16 protein-coding genes and 1 pseudogene are annotated in these 17,024 nt (G+C 71.1%); 3 read left to right on the top strand and 14 right to left on the bottom strand.

Annotation, left to right across the window (positions count from 1 at the left end):
* The 5 genes and pseudogenes from G3I53_RS31760 to G3I53_RS31780 form a co-directional block, all read right to left on the bottom strand.
* Window positions 1-306: pseudogene (locus tag G3I53_RS31760) on the bottom strand (hypothetical protein); the annotation flags it as partial.
* A gap of 192 nt (window positions 307-498) precedes the next feature.
* Entirely contained in the window at window positions 499-912 is a 414-nt protein-coding gene (locus G3I53_RS31765) for a DUF6113 family protein (protein WP_164338153.1), read from the bottom strand.
* On the bottom strand, window positions 912-1,814 hold the full coding sequence (mshB, locus tag G3I53_RS31770) for an N-acetyl-1-D-myo-inositol-2-amino-2-deoxy-alpha-D-glucopyranoside deacetylase (protein WP_164338152.1): 903 nt from the start codon (window positions 1,812-1,814) through the stop codon (window positions 912-914). The genes G3I53_RS31765 and mshB overlap by 1 nt, the downstream gene beginning before the upstream one ends.
* Window positions 1,815-1,874: 60 nt before the next feature.
* Window positions 1,875-2,762, bottom strand: a complete 888-nt coding sequence (locus G3I53_RS31775; RefSeq protein ID WP_164338151.1) for a helix-turn-helix domain-containing protein — start codon at window positions 2,760-2,762, stop codon at window positions 1,875-1,877.
* A 231-nt stretch (window positions 2,763-2,993) separates the two neighbouring features.
* On the bottom strand, window positions 2,994-3,461 hold the full coding sequence (locus G3I53_RS31780; protein ID WP_164338150.1) for an ATP-binding protein: 468 nt from the start codon (window positions 3,459-3,461) through the stop codon (window positions 2,994-2,996).
* Window positions 3,462-3,615: 154 nt separating this feature from the next.
* Here G3I53_RS31780 and G3I53_RS31785 point away from each other — a divergent pair, with 154 nt between their 5' ends.
* Together G3I53_RS31785 and G3I53_RS31790 are read left to right on the top strand one after the other, a co-directional pair.
* The gene (locus G3I53_RS31785; RefSeq protein ID WP_164338149.1) at window positions 3,616-4,500 is read left to right on the top strand and encodes a helix-turn-helix transcriptional regulator; all 885 of its coding nucleotides are present in this window, start codon (window positions 3,616-3,618) and stop codon (window positions 4,498-4,500) included.
* The gene (locus tag G3I53_RS31790) at window positions 4,497-4,769 is read left to right on the top strand and encodes a DUF397 domain-containing protein (protein WP_164338148.1); all 273 of its coding nucleotides are present in this window, start codon (window positions 4,497-4,499) and stop codon (window positions 4,767-4,769) included. Before G3I53_RS31785 ends, G3I53_RS31790 begins: the two co-directional genes overlap by 4 nt.
* 17 nt (window positions 4,770-4,786) lie before the next feature.
* Here G3I53_RS31790 and G3I53_RS31795 read toward each other — a convergent pair whose 3' ends face one another.
* Together G3I53_RS31795 and G3I53_RS31800 are read right to left on the bottom strand one after the other, a co-directional pair.
* Window positions 4,787-6,175 (bottom strand): amidase, encoded by a 1,389-nt coding sequence (locus G3I53_RS31795; RefSeq protein WP_343240723.1) that lies wholly within the window; start codon window positions 6,173-6,175, stop codon window positions 4,787-4,789.
* A gap of 148 nt (window positions 6,176-6,323) precedes the next feature.
* A complete protein-coding gene (locus tag G3I53_RS31800) occupies window positions 6,324-6,518 on the bottom strand; it encodes a hypothetical protein (RefSeq protein WP_164333022.1) in 195 nt (64 codons plus the stop codon).
* 200 nt (window positions 6,519-6,718) lie between these two features.
* Here G3I53_RS31800 and G3I53_RS31805 point away from each other — a divergent pair, with 200 nt between their 5' ends.
* Window positions 6,719-8,875 (top strand): prolyl oligopeptidase family serine peptidase, encoded by a 2,157-nt coding sequence (locus G3I53_RS31805; protein ID WP_164333023.1) that lies wholly within the window; start codon window positions 6,719-6,721, stop codon window positions 8,873-8,875.
* Window positions 8,876-9,022: 147 nt separating this feature from the next.
* On the opposite strand, the gene G3I53_RS31810 is transcribed toward G3I53_RS31805, so the two are convergent.
* The 7 genes from G3I53_RS31810 to G3I53_RS31840 form a co-directional block, all read right to left on the bottom strand.
* Window positions 9,023-10,078, bottom strand: coding sequence for a dipeptide ABC transporter ATP-binding protein (locus G3I53_RS31810; RefSeq protein WP_164333024.1), 1,056 nt, complete (start codon window positions 10,076-10,078; stop codon window positions 9,023-9,025).
* Window positions 10,071-11,054, bottom strand: a complete 984-nt coding sequence (locus tag G3I53_RS31815; protein WP_164333025.1) for an ABC transporter ATP-binding protein — start codon at window positions 11,052-11,054, stop codon at window positions 10,071-10,073. Before G3I53_RS31815 ends, G3I53_RS31810 begins: the two co-directional genes overlap by 8 nt.
* Before the next feature lie 9 nt (window positions 11,055-11,063).
* Entirely contained in the window at window positions 11,064-12,050 is a 987-nt protein-coding gene (locus G3I53_RS31820; protein ID WP_164333026.1) for an ABC transporter permease, read from the bottom strand.
* The gene (locus G3I53_RS31825) at window positions 12,043-12,966 is read right to left on the bottom strand and encodes an ABC transporter permease (protein ID WP_164333027.1); all 924 of its coding nucleotides are present in this window, start codon (window positions 12,964-12,966) and stop codon (window positions 12,043-12,045) included. Before G3I53_RS31825 ends, G3I53_RS31820 begins: the two co-directional genes overlap by 8 nt.
* Before the next feature lie 7 nt (window positions 12,967-12,973).
* Complete coding sequence (locus G3I53_RS31830) at window positions 12,974-14,611, bottom strand: ABC transporter substrate-binding protein (protein ID WP_164333028.1); 1,638 nt, start codon at window positions 14,609-14,611, stop codon at window positions 12,974-12,976.
* Between the two features lie 214 nt (window positions 14,612-14,825).
* Window positions 14,826-15,974, bottom strand: a complete 1,149-nt coding sequence (locus tag G3I53_RS31835; RefSeq protein WP_164333029.1) for a dipeptide ABC transporter ATP-binding protein — start codon at window positions 15,972-15,974, stop codon at window positions 14,826-14,828.
* On the bottom strand, window positions 15,967-17,022 hold the full coding sequence (locus G3I53_RS31840) for an ABC transporter ATP-binding protein (protein WP_164333030.1): 1,056 nt from the start codon (window positions 17,020-17,022) through the stop codon (window positions 15,967-15,969). Before G3I53_RS31840 ends, G3I53_RS31835 begins: the two co-directional genes overlap by 8 nt.
* Between the last annotated feature and the right edge of the window lie 2 nt (window positions 17,023-17,024).

Genomic DNA, 17,024 nt, shown 5'->3' on the forward strand with positions numbered 1-17,024 from the left:
CGGTCCGGCGGACGCGGCGGAACCGGGCGCCGGCGTCGCGTCGTCCGTGCCGGCCGTGTTCTCCGTGTCCTTGACGGGCTTGCGCACGACGACCGGCGGAATGGGCCGGGATCCGGGGATGTTGATCCGGATCCGGGTCGTCAGCGTGGTCTCGGTCTTGCGTTCCTCCGGCCGCGCGGCCGAACGGCCGGCGTCCGTACCCTCGTCCGGGATCGCCGGGATCCCGTAGGGCGGGGTGCCCGACGGGTAGGCGGCCGCGCCGCGCCCGTCGGGCCCGGTGGACGGAGTGTCAGTTTCACGACTCAAGGCAGGTTCTCCCGGTTGGCTCCGCCGCCCGTCTCGACCTCACGACGGAGGTCCCCCCGGCTCGGGCGAAGCCGAGTTCGGGGGAGGCTCGGCGGCGCGCACCACCATACTGGCCACATCCGGCCGGTTTCCCACGACCGCTGGGGAAACCCACACCGGACCCGCACGCCCGTGAAACGGCGAAGGAGTACGTCACTTGCCACGTCGCGCGGGACCGCCGCCCGGTTGCCGCCCCGCGCCCAGGGTGGCGCAGATCACAGCGACGGCGATGCCGCCGAGCAGGAAGAGGTAGGAGCCGCTTCCCGCGGCGAACAGGAAGTCGCCCTCGGGGCGGCTGGCGGTGAGCAGGATGACGGTCAGGGTCCAGCCCGCGGCGGCACTGACCGCCCCGCCCCGGGAGCCCATGGCCCGGGCCGCGCCCAGGCACAGCCCGGCCTCCCCGGCGAGGGCCAGCAACAGCCCGGCCGGGAACCAGCCCGGCTGCACCAGCGACCCGGCCACCGCGACCACGGCGCCGAGCACCAGCAGCCCCAGGTGGGCGGCGATCCGCGCGGGCGAGGGCGGGCGCAGCGGCTGGGCGAGCGCTGAGGTGGTCCGGTCGCTCATCACGCCTCCCCGGCACCGGTTCCGGCGAACAGGTCGGTCTCCGGCACACCGGGGCGTTCGCCGGAGACCAGCTCGAAGTACTCGGTGGTGAACAGCGGCTGCGCCAGCTCGTTGGAGAGCACGAAGTACGGTTCGGCCACCGTGATCTGGGTGGCGTGGGCGCGCATCGCGGCGGCCTTGGCGGCGGCGTGGGCGGTGCCGTCGATCACGGTGGTCACGCGCGCGTCGTCGACCACGCCCGGGACGTCGTCCACGGAGGCCGCCTTGTCGAACGGCGTGCCCGCGAGGTCGTCGGCCAGGCGCGCGAACGCCTCCTCGGCCACGGAGCGGGGCATGCGGGTCCAGTACACCTTGGGGACCGTCCAGCCGCCCTCCCCGGCCGCGAGCTCGACGGCGCGCATCGCGACGCGGTGGGCCTGGATGTGGTCGGGGTGCCCGTAGCCGCCGTGGTCGTCGTAGGTGACGAGGACCTGCGGCCGCACCTCCCGGATCACCTCGGCGAGCAGCCCGGCGGCCGCGTCGACGTCGGCCTGCCAGAAGCAGCCGGGGTCGTCGTTGTCGGGCAGCCCCATCATGCCGGAGTCGCTGTAGCGCCCGGCCCCGCCGAGGAGCCGCACGTCGCTCACGCCGAGCGCCCGCGTGGCCTCCCGCAGTTCGCCCAGCCGGTGCTGCCCGAGGGCGGCGCCGCTCAGGTGCGCCAGCTCCGGCGGAATGACCTCGCCGCGCTCCCCGAGGGTGCAGGTGACCAGCGTGACGTGGACGCCCTCGGCGGCGTACCGGGCCATGGTGGCGCCGTTGGTGATCGACTCGTCGTCCGGGTGCGCGTGCACCAGCAGCAGGCGTCGGCCGGAGGGGGATGGGGGTCCCCCGGGCCGGGAGCCGGGAGAGGGCGATTCCGTCATGGGTCCACCCTATGAGAACCGCCCCTCGGCACAGGCCCGGGATCGTCCGATCACGCCCTTTCACGCCCTTCTCAGGCACTCGCGGCAGAGACCGGGCTCGGGCGCGCGGAATGCGCGGTCGCAGCCGTCGCAGTTCCGCAGCGGATTCTGCGGTGCGGCCGGTGGATCGGCGGCCGGCTCGCGGTACGGAGCCGGGGGCGGGAGCTGGGCGGCGAGGCGGTGCGCCAGGAAGGCGGCGGGGCGTCGTAGGCCCTCGGGCGGCAGGTCGGCGGTCAGAGCCCGGCGGACGGTCGCGGGGGTGACGTCCCGCTCCAGCCAGGCGGCGACGCCCGGGGTCAGGTGTGCTGTGTCGGGCACGGACAGGAGCAACCGGGAGTCGTGGCGGCGGAGGTCCGCGAGGAGGTCGGCGGCGGCCCGGAACAGCGCGGGCACGTGACACTCGGGGCGGGGTACGGCAGGGAGCGGCTTGCGCGGCGTGCGCGTGGTCGCCTGTGGCGGGCGCTCCCCGCCGGGCTTCTGCCGGCTCGGGTGCGGCTGCGGCTGTGCTTCCGGTGCCGCCGAGGGCTCCGGCCGGTGGGTGGTGCGGGGAGAGGGGCCGGGCCGGTTGCAGGAGACCGTGCGGGTCACGATGCGGCCGGAGGGCGTGCGGACGCGTTCGCGGCGCAGGTAGCCGTGGCACTCCAGCTCGCGCAGGGCGGCGGCGATGCGGGTGGCCCCCTCGGGAAACCTTGCGGTGAGGGTCTTGATGTCGGCCGGGGCGCCCTTGGGCAGCGACTGGAGGTGCGTGCCGAGCCCGATGGCCAGCAGGGAGAGTTCCCGGTGCTGGGCGAGGTGGTTGCCGATCACCGTGAAGCGGGTGGTGTGGCGGGTGTTGTCGTGCTGGAGCCCGCGGGTCGCGCCAACGCGGGCCTGGGCGTGCGGGTGCACGCTAGGGTTCTGGGTACCCATCAGGAAGGTCCTATCTTCCTCGGTGGTCAGGCCCTCGCCTTTGGGATTGCCGTCCCGGCGGGGGCCGTCTCATGTCTGTGGTCGGGGTGGTGCGTTCGTCGTGCTGAGCGTCGGGCCTCGGAGGACGGAAAATCCAGCCGAAGCGGAGATGTTCACCCGCCCGAGTGAGCGCGGCCACGGGCGGGAGGGGTGGGGCTCGGTGGGAGTTCTTTCCCCCTCGTTCCTTGTCCTTCAGCCGCCGGCGGCACCGGAACCCGAGGGGTCGGGTTCCGGCGGCGCGAGGTCGATCTCCGCCCAGACGACCTTGCGCGGGAACCGTCCCTCGCCGACCCCCCAGCGGTCCGCGAGCGCGTCCACGAGGAGCAGCCCGCGCCCCGACTCCGCGCCGGCGACCGGATCCCGGAGCACGGGGCGCCGGTCACCGCGCGTGTCGGTGACCTCGATGCGGAGCGTGGCGCCGACCACGAGGAGCGTCAGGCGGAAGCTGCGGCCCGGAACACGGCCGTGGGTGGCCGCGTTGGCCGCCAGTTCGGCGACGACGTGGCCCGCCGCCTCCGCCGGAAGCCCCCAGTCGCGCAGCGCGTCAACCGCGAGCAGGCGGGCGAGGCGGGCACCGCGCGGGGTGGACGACAGCAGCACGCTGACGTTGCGGACCTCGCCGTCGGGTCGGGTCCTGGTCTGGGTAATTTCCTGATTCACGTCACTCAGCGTGTCCGACCGGGCATACCGTGACGCGTGATTGCCCCGCTACGTACAGCTACCGTCCAAGGCTTGTCCAGCGCTGTCCGGACTGTCGATGCGGCGCGTGGGAGCGGGGCGCCACAGCACAGCACGGCACTACGGAGGGGCGCGCATGTCGGTGAACGGCGAGGCGGTGCGGGTCGGGACCGGGACGGACCGGACGGACGAGCCGGGGTGGGAGGTGGACCCGGACGACGACTGGGCGTTGGCCGTGGTGGCCACGGTGGGGCGGCAGTTGAGGCTCCGCCGGGAGGCGGCCGGGATGCGGGTCGGCGAGTTCGCGGTGGCGGTCGGGTACGGCGAGGACCTCGTCTACAAGATCGAGACGGGGAAGCGGATCCCCCGGCCCGAGTACTTGGACACGGCGGACGAGGTACTGGGCGCCGGAGGGCTCGTCGCCGCGATGAGGGAGGACGTGCGGAAGGTCCGGTACCCGAAGAAGGTGCGGGACCTGGCGCAGATGGAGGCACGGGCGGTCGAGATCAACCTCTACGTCTGTCACAGCATCAGCGGGCTGCTCCAGACCGCCGGGCACGCCAGGGCTGCCTTCGAGTCGCGCCAACCCGCTTACTCGCAGGAGGAGGTCGAGCGGATGGTGGCCGCACGTGTGGCTCGACAGGCCGTCTTCGAGAGGGAACCAGCGCCCACACTCGGCTTCGTCCTGGAGGAAGCACCGCTCCGACGGCCCCTCGGGGGCACAATGGTGTGGCGCGGGCAGCTCGAACGCCTGCTTGAAGTAGGAGAGATGCGCAACGTGACGCTCCAGGTGATGCCGACGCGCTGTGAAGTGCATCCGGGCCTGGACGGCAAGATCGCGTTGCTGAAGTTCGAGGACGGCTCAGCCGTAGGGCGCGCCGAGGGTGCCTTCAATGGCCGACCGACCTCGGAACCCAGGCAACTGCGCATCCTGGAGCTCCGGTACGGCACCATCCGGGCGCAGGCCCTCCCACCTGGGGAGTCGCTGGCCTTCATCGAGGAATTGTTGGGGGAAACATGATCCGTAGGGTCTCCGCGGGGAACGCGCCGGGTCTCGCATGGTTCAAGAGCAGCTACAGCGACGGCAACGAGGGCGACTCCTGCGTGGAGGTGGCTGGGGCCTGGTTCAAGAGCAGCTACAGCAGCAGCAGCGAAGGCGACTCCTGTGTCGAACTCGCCACCGGGCCCGGCACCGTCCACGTCCGTGACTCGAAGGACGTCGCGCGCCCTCACCTGAGTTTCAGCCCCGCCGCCTGGGCCGGCTTCGTGCCGTACGCGGTCGAGGGCTGATCCGGCGGCGACGGGCCTCACACGTCCTGGATCCGCCGGAACGGCCGGTCGGCCTCCAGGGCGAACGCCAGCTCCAGCAGCGTGCGTTCCGCGCCGGGGCGGCCGGAGAACATGACGCCGACGGGGAGGCCGTCCGGGGTCGTGTGGTCGGCCGGTACGGAGATCGACGGGGTGCCGACGACGTTGTTGACCGGGGTGAACGCCACGTAGTCGACGAGGCGTCCGATCAGCGTGGCGTACGGCACGGCCGGGCTGAGGTGGCCGAGGCGCGGGGTGGTGTGGGCGAGGACCGGGGACAGGATCACGTCGAGGCCGCGGAACGCCGCCGCGTAGGCGAACGGGGTGCGCTTCAGCCGGCGCAGCACGCCCGGGGTGCTGCGCCACCGGGCGACGTACATCTCGCGCAGGCCGCGGCTCAGGCCGTCCATGCGGTGGCGGTCGAAGTCGTCGCCGATCCGTCGGCCGGTGACGCCGATCAGGAACGACAGCAGTCCCCAGTAGGTGAGGAAGTCGTCCGTGAACCGGGGGTCGAGGGCGAGGTCCACCGGCTCGATGGTGTGGCCGAGCCGTTCCAGGCGCTGCGCCGTCTCCGTCACCGCCGTCCTGGTGTCGTCGTCGGAGCGGACGCCGTTCGGGGAGTCCACCAGGAGCCCGATGCGCAGGGGGCGTCCGGGCGGGCCCTCGACGAGGCCGACGGGCGGCAGCTTCGGGTTCCGCCAGTGCTCCTCCGCCGCCGCGAGGAAGGCGGCGCTGTCGCGCACCGAGCGGCTGACGACGCCGTCGGTGACGAGGTCGATGGGCAGTTGACGGCCCTGTGCGTTCGCCACCACCCGGCCGCGGGTGGGCTTCAGTCCGACGAGTCCGCAGCAGGCGGCGGGGATGCGGATGGAGCCGCCGCCGTCGTTGGCGTGGGCGATCGGCACCGCCCCGGCGGCGACCAGGGCGGCGCTGCCGCCGGAGGAGCCGCCCGCGGAGTGGCCGGTGTGCCACGGGTTGCGGACGGGCTCGCCCTCCTCGTACTCGGTGCTGGCGTTGAAGCCGAACTCGGGCAGCCGGGTCTTGCCGAGCACGGTGACTCCGGTGCTCAGGAACTGCCGGGTGAACGGGGCGTGCCGTCCGGCCGTCCTGGGCCGGAAGGCGAGGCTGCCGTGCCCGGAGGGCAGGCCCTGGTAGTCGGTGTTGTCCTTGACGAAGGTCGGCACCCCGGCGAGGGCACCGCCGGTACCCGGCTCCCGGGCGGGGAGGTCGAGGTGCGCCTCGACGGCGTGGAGGCGGGCGTCGGCGGCCCGGACCCGGGCCGCCGCGTCGCGGGCGGCCTCGGCCGCGCTCACCTCGCCCCGGCGGATCGCCTCGGCGAGGGCGACCGCGTCGTGGTCGCCGAGTGCGTCGTCCCGGAAGACGTGCACGCGGCCGCGCGCCTCGTCCGGTCCCTCGTGCCGTGCCTCGCTCCGGTCCTCGGAAGTCGTCACCGTCGGCTCCGCCCTGCGCGCGTGGATGATGGTCCCGCCATCATTGCTTACCGACGGGTAACACGCGAGGGGCCGGGGCCGGCGATCAGAACTTGATGCTGCCGATCATCCCCGCGATGTTGTTCGTCAGCTCGCTGATCGTGGGCGCCACGGTCGACGACGCCAGGTAGAAGCCCAGCAGCATGCACACCACCGCATGGCCGGCCTTCAGACCCGACTTCTTGATCAGCAGGAAGACGATGATCGCCAGCAGCACCACCGCCGAAATCGAGAGTGCCACGGCGGCTCACCTCCAAAGATCCCAGGACGCGGGGGTAGGAATACGCAGGAGCATGGGGGCAGTTGAATCGGGAGCAGATCAATCCACAGAGGGGCCAGCAGGTTCATACCCACTATGCGCTAACGATCATAACTATCTGTACGTGCGCATCGGTCGGCGCACGGCCGCACAAGGGGGCGCACGGCCAATATGGTCAAGGCATGACGACCGAGGCTGACTCCTTCCCCCGACGGCACGCCCGTACCCAGCGCTTCACGCTCGGCGCCCCCCGTTCCTTCACCGTGGCGCCCGACGGCTCCCGGGTCGTGTTCCTGCGCTCCGGTTCCGGAACGGACCGGGCGACCGCCTTGTGGGTGCTGGACACCGACGCCCCCGCCGGCACGGCTCCCGCCGGGTCCGAGGGGGCCGGGGAGCGCGTGGCGGCCGACCCGCGCGCCCTCCTCGGCGGCGCCTCGGAGCGGCTGTCGGCCGAGGAGCGGGCCCGGCGGGAACGCAGCCGGGAGGGCGGGGCCGGCATCGTCGGCTACGCGACCGACGCGGCCGTGGAATTGGCGTCTTTCGCCTTGTCAGGGCGGTTGTTCACGGCGGAGCTGCGGGCCGGGACGACCCGTGAACTGCCCGTCCCCGGGCCGGTGATCGACCCCCGGCCTTCCCCCGACGGGCGGCACGTCGCCTATGTCTGCCGGGGCGCCCTGCGGGTCGTCGGCGCGGAGGGGGCGGACGACCGGGCGCTCGCGCCCCCCGAGAAGGAGAACGTCACCTACGGTCTCGCGGAGTTCATCGCGGCCGAGGAGATGGGGCGTTCGCGGGGCTTCTGGTGGTCGCCCGACTCGGACCGGCTGCTGGTGGCGCGGGCGGACGACACCCCGGTCGGACGGTGGTGGATCGCCGATCCGGCCCGCCCGGAGCAGGAGCCGCACCGGGTCGCCTACCCGGCCGCCGGCACCGCCAACGCGGAGGTGCGGCTGTTCGTGTTCCGCCTGGACGGCGTGCGCACGGAGGTCTCCTGGGACCGGACCCGCTACCCGTATCTGGCGCAAGTGCACTGGTCAGCGGCGGGGGCACCGCTGCTCCTGGTCCAGGCGCGCGACCAGCGCGGCCAGCTGATCCTGGCCGTGGACCCGGACTCCGGGGCGACCCGGATGGTGCACGCCGACGAAGATCCTTTTTGGCTTGATCTTTTCCCCGGGGTGCCGTGCTGGAGCCCGTCCGGGCAGCTGGTGCGGATCGCCGACGAGGGTGGCGCGCGACGGCTGCTGGTCGGCGAACGCCCCCTGACCGGACCGCAGTTGCACGTACGTGCGGTGCTGGACGTGTCCGCCGACGACGTGCTGGTCTCGGCGTCGGCGGGTGCGGAGGCGGCCGAGCCGGACATCGGCGAGATCCATGTGTACCGGGTCAACGAACTGGGCGTGGAGCGGGTCTCGCAGGAGCCCGGCGTGCACAGCGCGGTACGGTCCGGCGAGGTGACCGTCCTGGTCTCCGCGACGCCGGACCGGCCGGGTTCGCGGGTGCGGGTGCTCCGTGACGGGAAACCGACGGCGGCTGTCCCCTCGTACGCCGAAGACCCCGGTATGTCCCCACGGGTGACCCTCACCCATGGGGGCGCACGCCGAATTCCGTGCGCCGTGCTTATGCCTCGGGACTACGCCGGTGACACCCCCCTGCCGGTGCTCATGGACCCCTACGGCGGGCCCCACGGACCGCGCGTCCTGGCCGCGCACAACCCCCACCTCACCTCCCAGTGGTTCGCCGACCAGGGCTTCGCGGTGGTCGTCGCCGACGGGCGGGGCACCCCCGGCCGCTCCCCCGCCTGGGAGAAGGCCGTCCACCACGACTTCACCCTCACCCTGGACGACCAGGTCGAGGCACTGCACGCCCTCGCCGGCTCCCACCCGCTCGACCTCTCCCGGGTGGCCATCCGGGGCTGGTCCTACGGCGGCTACCTGGCGGCGCTGGCCGTCCTGCGCCGGCCGGACGTCTTCCACGCGGGCATCGCGGGCGCCCCGGTGACCGACTGGCGGCTGTACGACACGCACTACACCGAGCGGTACCTGGGCGACCCCGCCACGCACCCGGAGGTGTACGCGCGCAGCTCGCTGGTCACCGACGACGGGCTGTCGTCCCCGGCGGATCAGCACCGCCCGCTGATGATCGTGCACGGCCTGGCCGACGACAACGTGGTCGTCGCCCACGCCCTGCGGCTGTCCTCCGCCCTGCTCGCGGCCGGACGCCCGCACGAGGTGCTGCCCCTGTCGGGCGTCACGCACATGACGCCGCAGGAGCAGGTCGCGGAGAACCTGCTGCTGCTCCAGGTCGACTTCCTCAAGCGGTCCCTCGGCCTCGACCGGCCCTAGGGGCCGCGACCGCACGGCGACGGGCCGGGACGACATGGCGGCGTCCCGGCCCGCTTCCACGGCACCCGCACGGCCGTACGCGGTCCAGCCTCGTCCGTCCACATATCGGAACCGGGTCGGCCGAGTTGCGTCCGCGTTAACCCCGTGTCAGCCCTGCGGCCGGTCGTCGGGGCGCTCCTCCGGCGGCACCACCCGCTTCTCCTCCGCGAAGTGGCAGGCGGAGTCGTGGGCCGCCGGGCCGCCCGTCGCGCGGAACGCCTCGGGCACCGTGAGCAGCGGCACCTCCACCGCGCAGCGCTCCCGGGCCTTCCAGCACCGGGTGCGGAACCGGCAGCCCGAGGGGATGTTGGTGGGTGACGGCACGTCACCCGTGAGGATGATCCGCTCCCGGTGCTCGCGGGCCTCGGGATTCGGCACCGGGACGGCGGAGAGCAGGGCCTGGGTGTAGGGGTGGGTGGGGTGGTCGTAGATCGCGGTGTCCGTGCCGGTCTCGACGATCCGGCCGAGGTACATCACGCCGACCCGGTCGGAGATGTGCCGGACGATCGACAGGTCGTGCGCGATGAAGATGTACGCCAGGTCGAACTCGGTCTGGAGCCGGTCCATCAGGTTGATGACCTGCGCCTGCACCGACACGTCCAGCGCGGAGACCGGCTCGTCGGCGACGATGATCTCGGGGTTGAGGGCCAGGCCGCGGGCGATGCCGATGCGCTGGCGCTGACCGCCGGAGAACTGGTGCGGGTAGCGGTTGATGTACTCCGGGTTCAGGCCGACGACGTCCAGCAGGTCCTGGACCTTCTTGCGCCGGTTGCCCTTCGGCGCCACCTCCGGGTGGATCTCGAAGGGCTCACCGATGATGTCGCCCACCGTCATCCGGGGGTTCAGCGAGGTGTACGGGTCCTGGAACACCATCTGGATGTTGCGGCGGACCGCCTTCAGCGCGCGCCCCGACAGGCGGGTGATGTCCTCGCCCTTGTAGCGGATCGACCCGGCGGTCGGCCGCTCCAGGTTCACCAGCATCTTGGCCACCGTCGACTTGCCGCTGCCGGACTCCCCCACGATGCCCAGCGTCTCGCCCCGGCCGAGCGCGAAGTCCACGCCGTCGACGGCCTTCACGGCGCCGACCTGCTTCTTGAACAGGATGCCCCGGGTCAGCGGATAGTGCTTGACCAGGCCGCTGACCTCCAGAATCGGCTCAGCCATGCAGGCACTCCCTCCAGAAGTGGCAGGCGCTCCCCCGGTCGGCGTCGGCGTCGGTCACGTCGTACAGCGGGGGCACGTCGGTGCGGCAGACGTCCTGCGCCATGGGGCAGCGCGGGTGGAAGGGGCAGCCCGGCGGGATGTGCATGAGGTTGGGCGGCAGGCCCTTGATGGCGTACAGCTCCTGCCCCTTCTGGTCCAGGCGCGGGATCGAGTCCAGCAGGCCCCGGGTGTAGGGGTGGGCGGGCGCCTTGTAGATGTCGTGCACGGGCGCCGTCTCCACGATCCGGCCCGCGTACATCACGGCGATGCGGTCGGCCACGTCGGCGACCACCCCCAGGTCGTGGGTGATGAGGATCAGGCCCATCCGGTACTCCCGCTGGAGTTCCGCGAGCAGCTCCATGACCTGGGCCTGGACGGTGACGTCGAGAGCGGTGGTCGGCTCGTCGGCGATGATCAGGGCCGGTTCCAGGGCCAGCGCCATGGCGATCATGATGCGCTGGCGCATGCCGCCGGAGAACTGGTGCGGGTACTGCCGCACCCGCTCCCGGGCCGCCGGGATGCCCACCCGGTCCATCAGCTCGACGGCCTTGTTCCGGGCGTCCTTGCGGGACATGCCCCGGTGCACCACGAACATCTCGCCGAGCTGGTCGCCGACCGAGAGCACCGGGTTCAGGGAGGACAGCGCGTCCTGGAAGACCATCGCCATCTCGGCACCGCGCACCTTGCGGCGCTCGTCCTCCTTCAGCGTCAGCAGGTCCCGGCCCTGGAACAGCACCTGACCGCCGGTGATCCGGCCGGGCGGGACGTCCAGGATGCCCATGATCGCCTGTGCGGTGACCGACTTGCCGGAGCCGGACTCGCCGAGCACCGCCAGCGTCTCGCCCTCGTCCACGCCGTAGCTGACGCCGTTGACGGCCTTCGCGACCCCGTCCCGGGTGCGGAACTCCACGTGCAGGTCACGCACGTCCAGCAGCATGACGGCGGTTCACCTCAGCTTCGGGTCGAGGGCGTCGCGGACCGCGTCGCCGAGCATGATGAACGCCAGGACGGTGATCGCCAGGGCCCCGGAGGGCCACAGCAGGGCGTGCGGGGCGTTGCGGATGTAGGGGGAGGCGGCCGAGATGTCGATGCCCCAGGAGACGCTGGGCGGCTTCAGCCCCACGCCCAGGTAGGACAGCGTGGCCTCCAGGGCGATGTACGTGCCGAGCGCGATGGTGGCGACGACGATGACCGGCGCGATCGCGTTGGGCGCGATGTGCCGGAAGATCAGCCGGGAGTTGGACGCGCCGAGGGCCCGGGCGGCCTGCACGTAGTCGTTCTGCTTGGCGGTGATGACGGAGCCGCGGGCGATGCGGGACAGCTGCGGCCAGCCCAGCAGCACGATGAACCCGATGACCGGCCAGACGGTGTTGCTGGTGATCACGGACAGCAGCACCAGCCCGCCGAGGACGACGGGGATGGCGAAGAAGACGTCGGTGATGCGGGACAGCACCGAGTCGCCCACCCCGCCGAAGAAGCCGGCCAGCGCGCCGAGGACGCTGCCGAGGACCGCGACCCCGAGCGTGGCGAGCACGCCGACCGCGACGGACGTGCGGGCGCCGTAGACGGTGCGGGTGTAGACGTCGCAGCCCTGGCCGTCGAAGCCGAAGGGGTGCCCCGACTGGGAGCCCTCCTGCGCCTTCGACAGGTCGCACTTCAGCGGGCTGCCGGAGGCGATCAGCGACGGCCACAGGGAGATGACCACGAGGAAGAGGATGACCAGCGCGGAGATGATGAACACGGGGTTGCGCCGCAGGTCCCGCCAGGCGTCGGACCACAGGGAGCGCGGCTTCGCCTGCGGCCCGGTGCCCTCCGGGCCGCCCGGGGTCTTCTCCAGGGTCTCCGCCTCGTCCATGCCCAGGTCCATGCTGCCCCCCATCCCGGTGTCGGTGATGGCGTTGTCCTCGGGTTCGTGGAGGTGGTGGTCAGGCATAGCGGATCCTCGGGTCGAGTACGGCGTAGAGAAGATCGACGACGAGATTGCAGACCAGGAAGACCAGCACGAGCACGGTGACGAAACCGACGACGGTCTGGGTGTTCTGCCGCAGGATGCCCTGGTAGAGCTGGTAGCCGACGCCGTGGATGTTGAAGATCCGCTCGGTGACGATCGCGCCGCCCATGAGGAAGCCGACGTCGGCGCCGATGAAGGTGACCACGGGGATGAGCGAGTTGCGCAGGAGGTGCCGGGTGATGACGCGCTGCCGGGGCAGCCCCTTGGCGACGGCGGTGCGGACGTAGTCGGAGCGCCGGTTCTCCGCGATGGAGGTGCGGGTGAGCCGGGTGACGTAGGCGAGCGAGACCGACGCCAGGACCAGGCCGGGCAGCAGCAGCTCGTCGAGCGGTGCCTCCGAGGAGACCGACGGGCGGATCCACCCCCACTTCACCCCGAGCAGCAGTTGCAGCAGCAGACCGGTGACGAAGGTGGGGACCGAGATCACGACGAGGGTGAGCACCAGGACACCGGTGTCGACGGGACGCCCCCGGCGCAGCCCGGTGACCACGCCGAGGGTGATGCCGATGACGATCTCGAAGAAGATCGCGACGAGCGTGAGCCGGATGGTGACGGGGAACGCCGTCGCCATCAGCTCGGTGACCTCCTGGCCGTTGAACGCCGTCCCGAAGTCGCCGGTGAAGACGTTCCCCATGTAGGTCAGGTACTGCTGCCAGACCGGCTTGTCGAGGCCGAACTCCTTGCGCAGCTGGGCGGCCGTCGCCGGGTCGCAGCGGCGTTCGCCGCACAGGCCGGCGATGGGGTCGCCCATGACGTTGACCATGAGGAAGATCAGCAGCGTGGCCCCGATGAACACCGGGATCATCTGGAGCAGCCGCCGGAGGACGTAGCGTCCCACGGCGGGCTCAGCTCACCTTGATCTGGTCGTACACCGGGACGCTGAAGGGGTTGAGTTTCACGTCGGACAGCCGCTCGGACCAGCCGGCGCTGCCGTTCTGGTACCACAGCGGGATGGCCGCCATGTTGTCGCGGACGACCTCCTCGGCCTGCTTGAACAGGTCGACGGCCTTGGCGGTGTCGGTCTCCTGGTTGGCCTGGTCGACGAGCTTGTCGAAGTCCTTGTTCGACCACTTGCCGTCGTTGGAGGAGGCGTTGGTGTAGTAGAGCGGCTGAAGGAAGTTCTGGATCAGCGGGTAGTCCATCTGCCAGCCGGCGCGGAAGGGGCCGCTCATCTTCTGCTGGGTGATCTGGTTGCGGAAGTCGGCGAAGGTGCCGACGGGGTTGCCGGTGCAGGCGCGGTCGTTGTCGAGCGCGTTGTTGATGGAGTTGCACACGGCGTCGACCCACTCGCGGTGGGAGCCGGTGTCCGCGTTGTAGGTGATGGTGACCCGGCCGCCGGGCAGCCCGCCGCCCTCCTGGATCAGCTTCTTCGCCTCGTCCGGCTTGTACTCGCAGCCGTCCCCGCACAGCCCGTCCTGGAAGCCGCCGTCCTCGCCGAGGACCGGGGAGGTCCAGTCCGTGGCCGGGGTGCGGGTCTTCTGGAAGATCGTGTCGGTGATCTGGTCGCGGTCGATGGCCATCGACAGGCCCTTGCGGACCTTCTCCATGCCGGGCTTGTCCCAGGCCGGGTCGTAGAAGGGGAAGGCGAGGGTCTGGATGATGCCGGCCGGGGTGTTGAGGTAGCGGTCGCCGAGGTCGTTCTTGACGTTCTTCAGCTGGGCCGCGGGCACGTCGTCGACGAGGTCGAGGTTGCCGGCGATCAGGTCGGTGTAGGCGGTGTTGTTGTCGGTGTAGACCTTGAGGTCGACGCCGCCGTTCTGCGCCTTGTCGTCACCGGGGTAGTCGTCCCACTTGCGCAGGGACATCTGCGAGCCCTTGGTGTACGAGTCGACCATGTACGGGCCGTTGCCGACCGGCTTGGCGACCCAGGCCGCGTGGTCGTCGAAGAACGCCTTGGGCAGCGGGGCGAAGGCGTTGTAGCCGAGGGTGTCGGGGAAGGTGGAGAACTTCTGGCTGAGCTTGACCGTGAAGGTGCGGTCGTCGACGACCTTCAGCCCCGACATGGTGTCGGCGGTCTGCGCGCTGCCGTCCTCGGGGTGGACCTCGTCGTAGCCCTCGATGTAGCCGAAGAAGTAGGCGTTGCGCTGCTTGTTCTTCAGGCTGGCGCCGTAGTTCCAGGCGTCGACGAAGGACTGGGCGGTGACCTTCTCGCCGTTGCTGAAGGTCCAGCCGTCCTTGACCGTGATCGTGAAGTTCTGCGAGTCCGAGGTCTCGATCTTCTCCGCGAGCATGTCCTGCGCCTCGCCGGTCTCCGGGTCGTAGCGCTTCAGCCCCCGGAAGATCATGTCGAGCACCTTGCCGCCCTGCACCTCGTTGGTGTTGGCGGGCTCGAGCGGGTTCTGCGGGTCGCCCCAGGAGGCGCTCAGCACGGCACCGGCGTCGCTGCTGCCCCCGCCGTCGCCGTCCCCGCCCCCGCAGGCGGTCGCCGCGAGGGCGACCACCACCGCGCAAGCGACCCATTTGGCGTGCGTGGCTCCGCGCATGGAGTGCCTCCTCGTAACTACACAGTCGTCCGCTGATCCTTTACCGGCCAATATCGGGGCAAAGGGTGCGCGACGCACCTATGCAGCGCCTGTACGGGGGCGACTCCAGCCGTATGTACGTATGCGGGGGGCCTCGGGGCACCCCCGCACACGCCGGAACCCGGCCACCCCGTGACGGGGTGCCGGGTTCCGGACAGCGGTGACCGACGGGGCGTCAGGCCGCGTGGACCACGTTCTTCTCCTCGGCGAAGTGGCAGGCCGACTCGTGCGCCGCCGGGGAGTCCGTGCCCTTGAAACGCTCGGGGACCGCCAGCAGCGGGACCTCCTGGGCGCACTTGTCCTGGGCCTTCCAGCACCGGGTGCGGAAGCGGCAGCCCGAGGGCGGGTTCGCCGGGGAGGGCACGTCACCGGTGAGGATGATGCGCTCGCGGTTGGCACGGGCCGACGGGTCGGGCACCGGGACCGCCGACAGCAGCGCCTGGGTGTAGGGGTGCGTCGGGTGGTCGTAGATCTGCGTGTCGGTGCCGATCTCGGCCATCTTGCCGAGGTACATCACGCCGACCCGGTCGGAGATGTGCCGGACGATCGACAGGTCGTGCGCGATGAAGAGGTAGGACAGGTTGAACTCGTCCTGCAACGCCTCCATCAGGTTGACGACCTGCGCCTGCACCGACACGTCCAGCGCGGAGACCGGCTCGTCGCAGATGATGATCTCGGGGTTCAGGGCCAGGCCGCGGGCGATGCCGATGCGCTGGCGCTGACCGCCGGAGAACTGGTGCGGGTACCGGTTGATGTACTCCGGGTTCAGGCCCACCACGTCCAGCAGGTCCTGGACCTTGCGGCGGCGGTCGCCCTTCGGCGCCACCTCCGGGTGGATCTCGAACGTCTCGCCGATGATGTCGCCCACCGTCATCCGGGGGTTCAGCGAGGTGTACGGGTCCTGGAACACCATCTGGATGTTGCGGCGGACCGCCTTCAGCGCGCGCCCGGACAGCTTGGTGATGTCCTGGCCCTTGTAGAAGATCTCGCCCGCGGACGCCTGCTCCAGGTTCATCAGCAGCTTGGCCACGGTGGACTTGCCGCAGCCGGACTCGCCCACGATGCCCAGGGTCTCGCCCTGGTACAGGTCGAAGGAGATGCCGTCCACGGCCTTCACCGCGCCGACCTGCTTCTTGAACAGGATGCCCTGGGTGAGGGGGAAGTGCTTCACCAGGTTGCGGACCTGGAGGATCGGCTCACCGCGCTCCACCGGGGCGTCGAGCGCGGCGACCTCCTCCGCCTCGGTCTCCGCCTCGACGACATCCACATCGGAGACGTTCGGCGTGGCGTCGACCGGCTCGTCCTTCTTGCTGAGCTCAGCCATGGATCGTCTCCTTCCAGAAGTGGCACGCCGAGGCACGGCCGACCAGTTCGGTCCCGTCCTGCTCGGTCACCGGGTGCAGCGGCGGGATGTCCGTACGGCAGACGTCCTGCGCCTTCGGGCAGCGCGGGTTGAACGCGCAGCCGCTCGGGATGCGCGTCAGGTTCGGCGGCAGCCCCTTGATCGCGTACAGCTCCTGGCCCTTCTGGTCCAGGCGCGGGATCGAGTCCAGCAGCCCCTTGGTGTAGGGGTGCGCCGGCCTCTTGTAGAGCTCGTGCACCGGAGCCTGCTCCACGATGCGGCCCGCGTACATCACCGCGATCTTGTCCGCGACGTCGGCGACCACGCCAAGATCGTGGGTGATGAGGATCAGGCCCATGTGGTACTCGCGCTGGAGCTCCGCCAGCAGGTCCATCACCTGGGCCTGGACCGTCACGTCGAGCGCGGTCGTGGGCTCGTCGGCGATGATCAGGTCGGGCTCCAGGGCCAGCGCCATGGCGATCATGATGCGCTGGCGCATACCGCCGGAGAACTGGTGCGGGTAGTCGCTCACCCGCGCCGCGGCGGCCGGGATCTTCACCCGGTCCATCATCTCGATGGCCTTGCGCTTGGCGTCCTTCTTGGACAGGCCCTGGTGAACCCGGTACATCTCGCCGAGCTGGTAGCCCACCGAGAGCACGGGGTTGAGCGAGGACAGGGCGTCCTGGAAGATCATGGCGATCTTCCGGCCGCGGATCCGGCGCCGCTCCTCCTCGGACATCTTCAGCATGTCCTGGCCGCGGAACTTGATCTCGCCCTGCGGGATGCGGCCGGGCGGCATGTCGAGGATGCCCATGACCGCCTGCGCGGTGACGGACTTGCCGGAGCCCGACTCACCGAGCACGGCGAGCGTCTCGCCCGCGTCGACGGAGTAGTTCACGCCGTTGACGGCCTTGGCGACGCCGTCCCGGGTGTGGAACTCCACGTGCAGGTCACGCACTTCCAGCAGCGGCCCGTCGAAGCCCTTGGCACTCGGCTCGAGGACGGCGTCGGTCTTGTCGATGATGCTCACGT

Origin of the sequence: Streptomyces sp. SID14436 (assembly GCF_010548465.1) — a bacterium.
GTDB lineage: Bacteria > Actinomycetota > Actinomycetes > Streptomycetales > Streptomycetaceae > Streptomyces.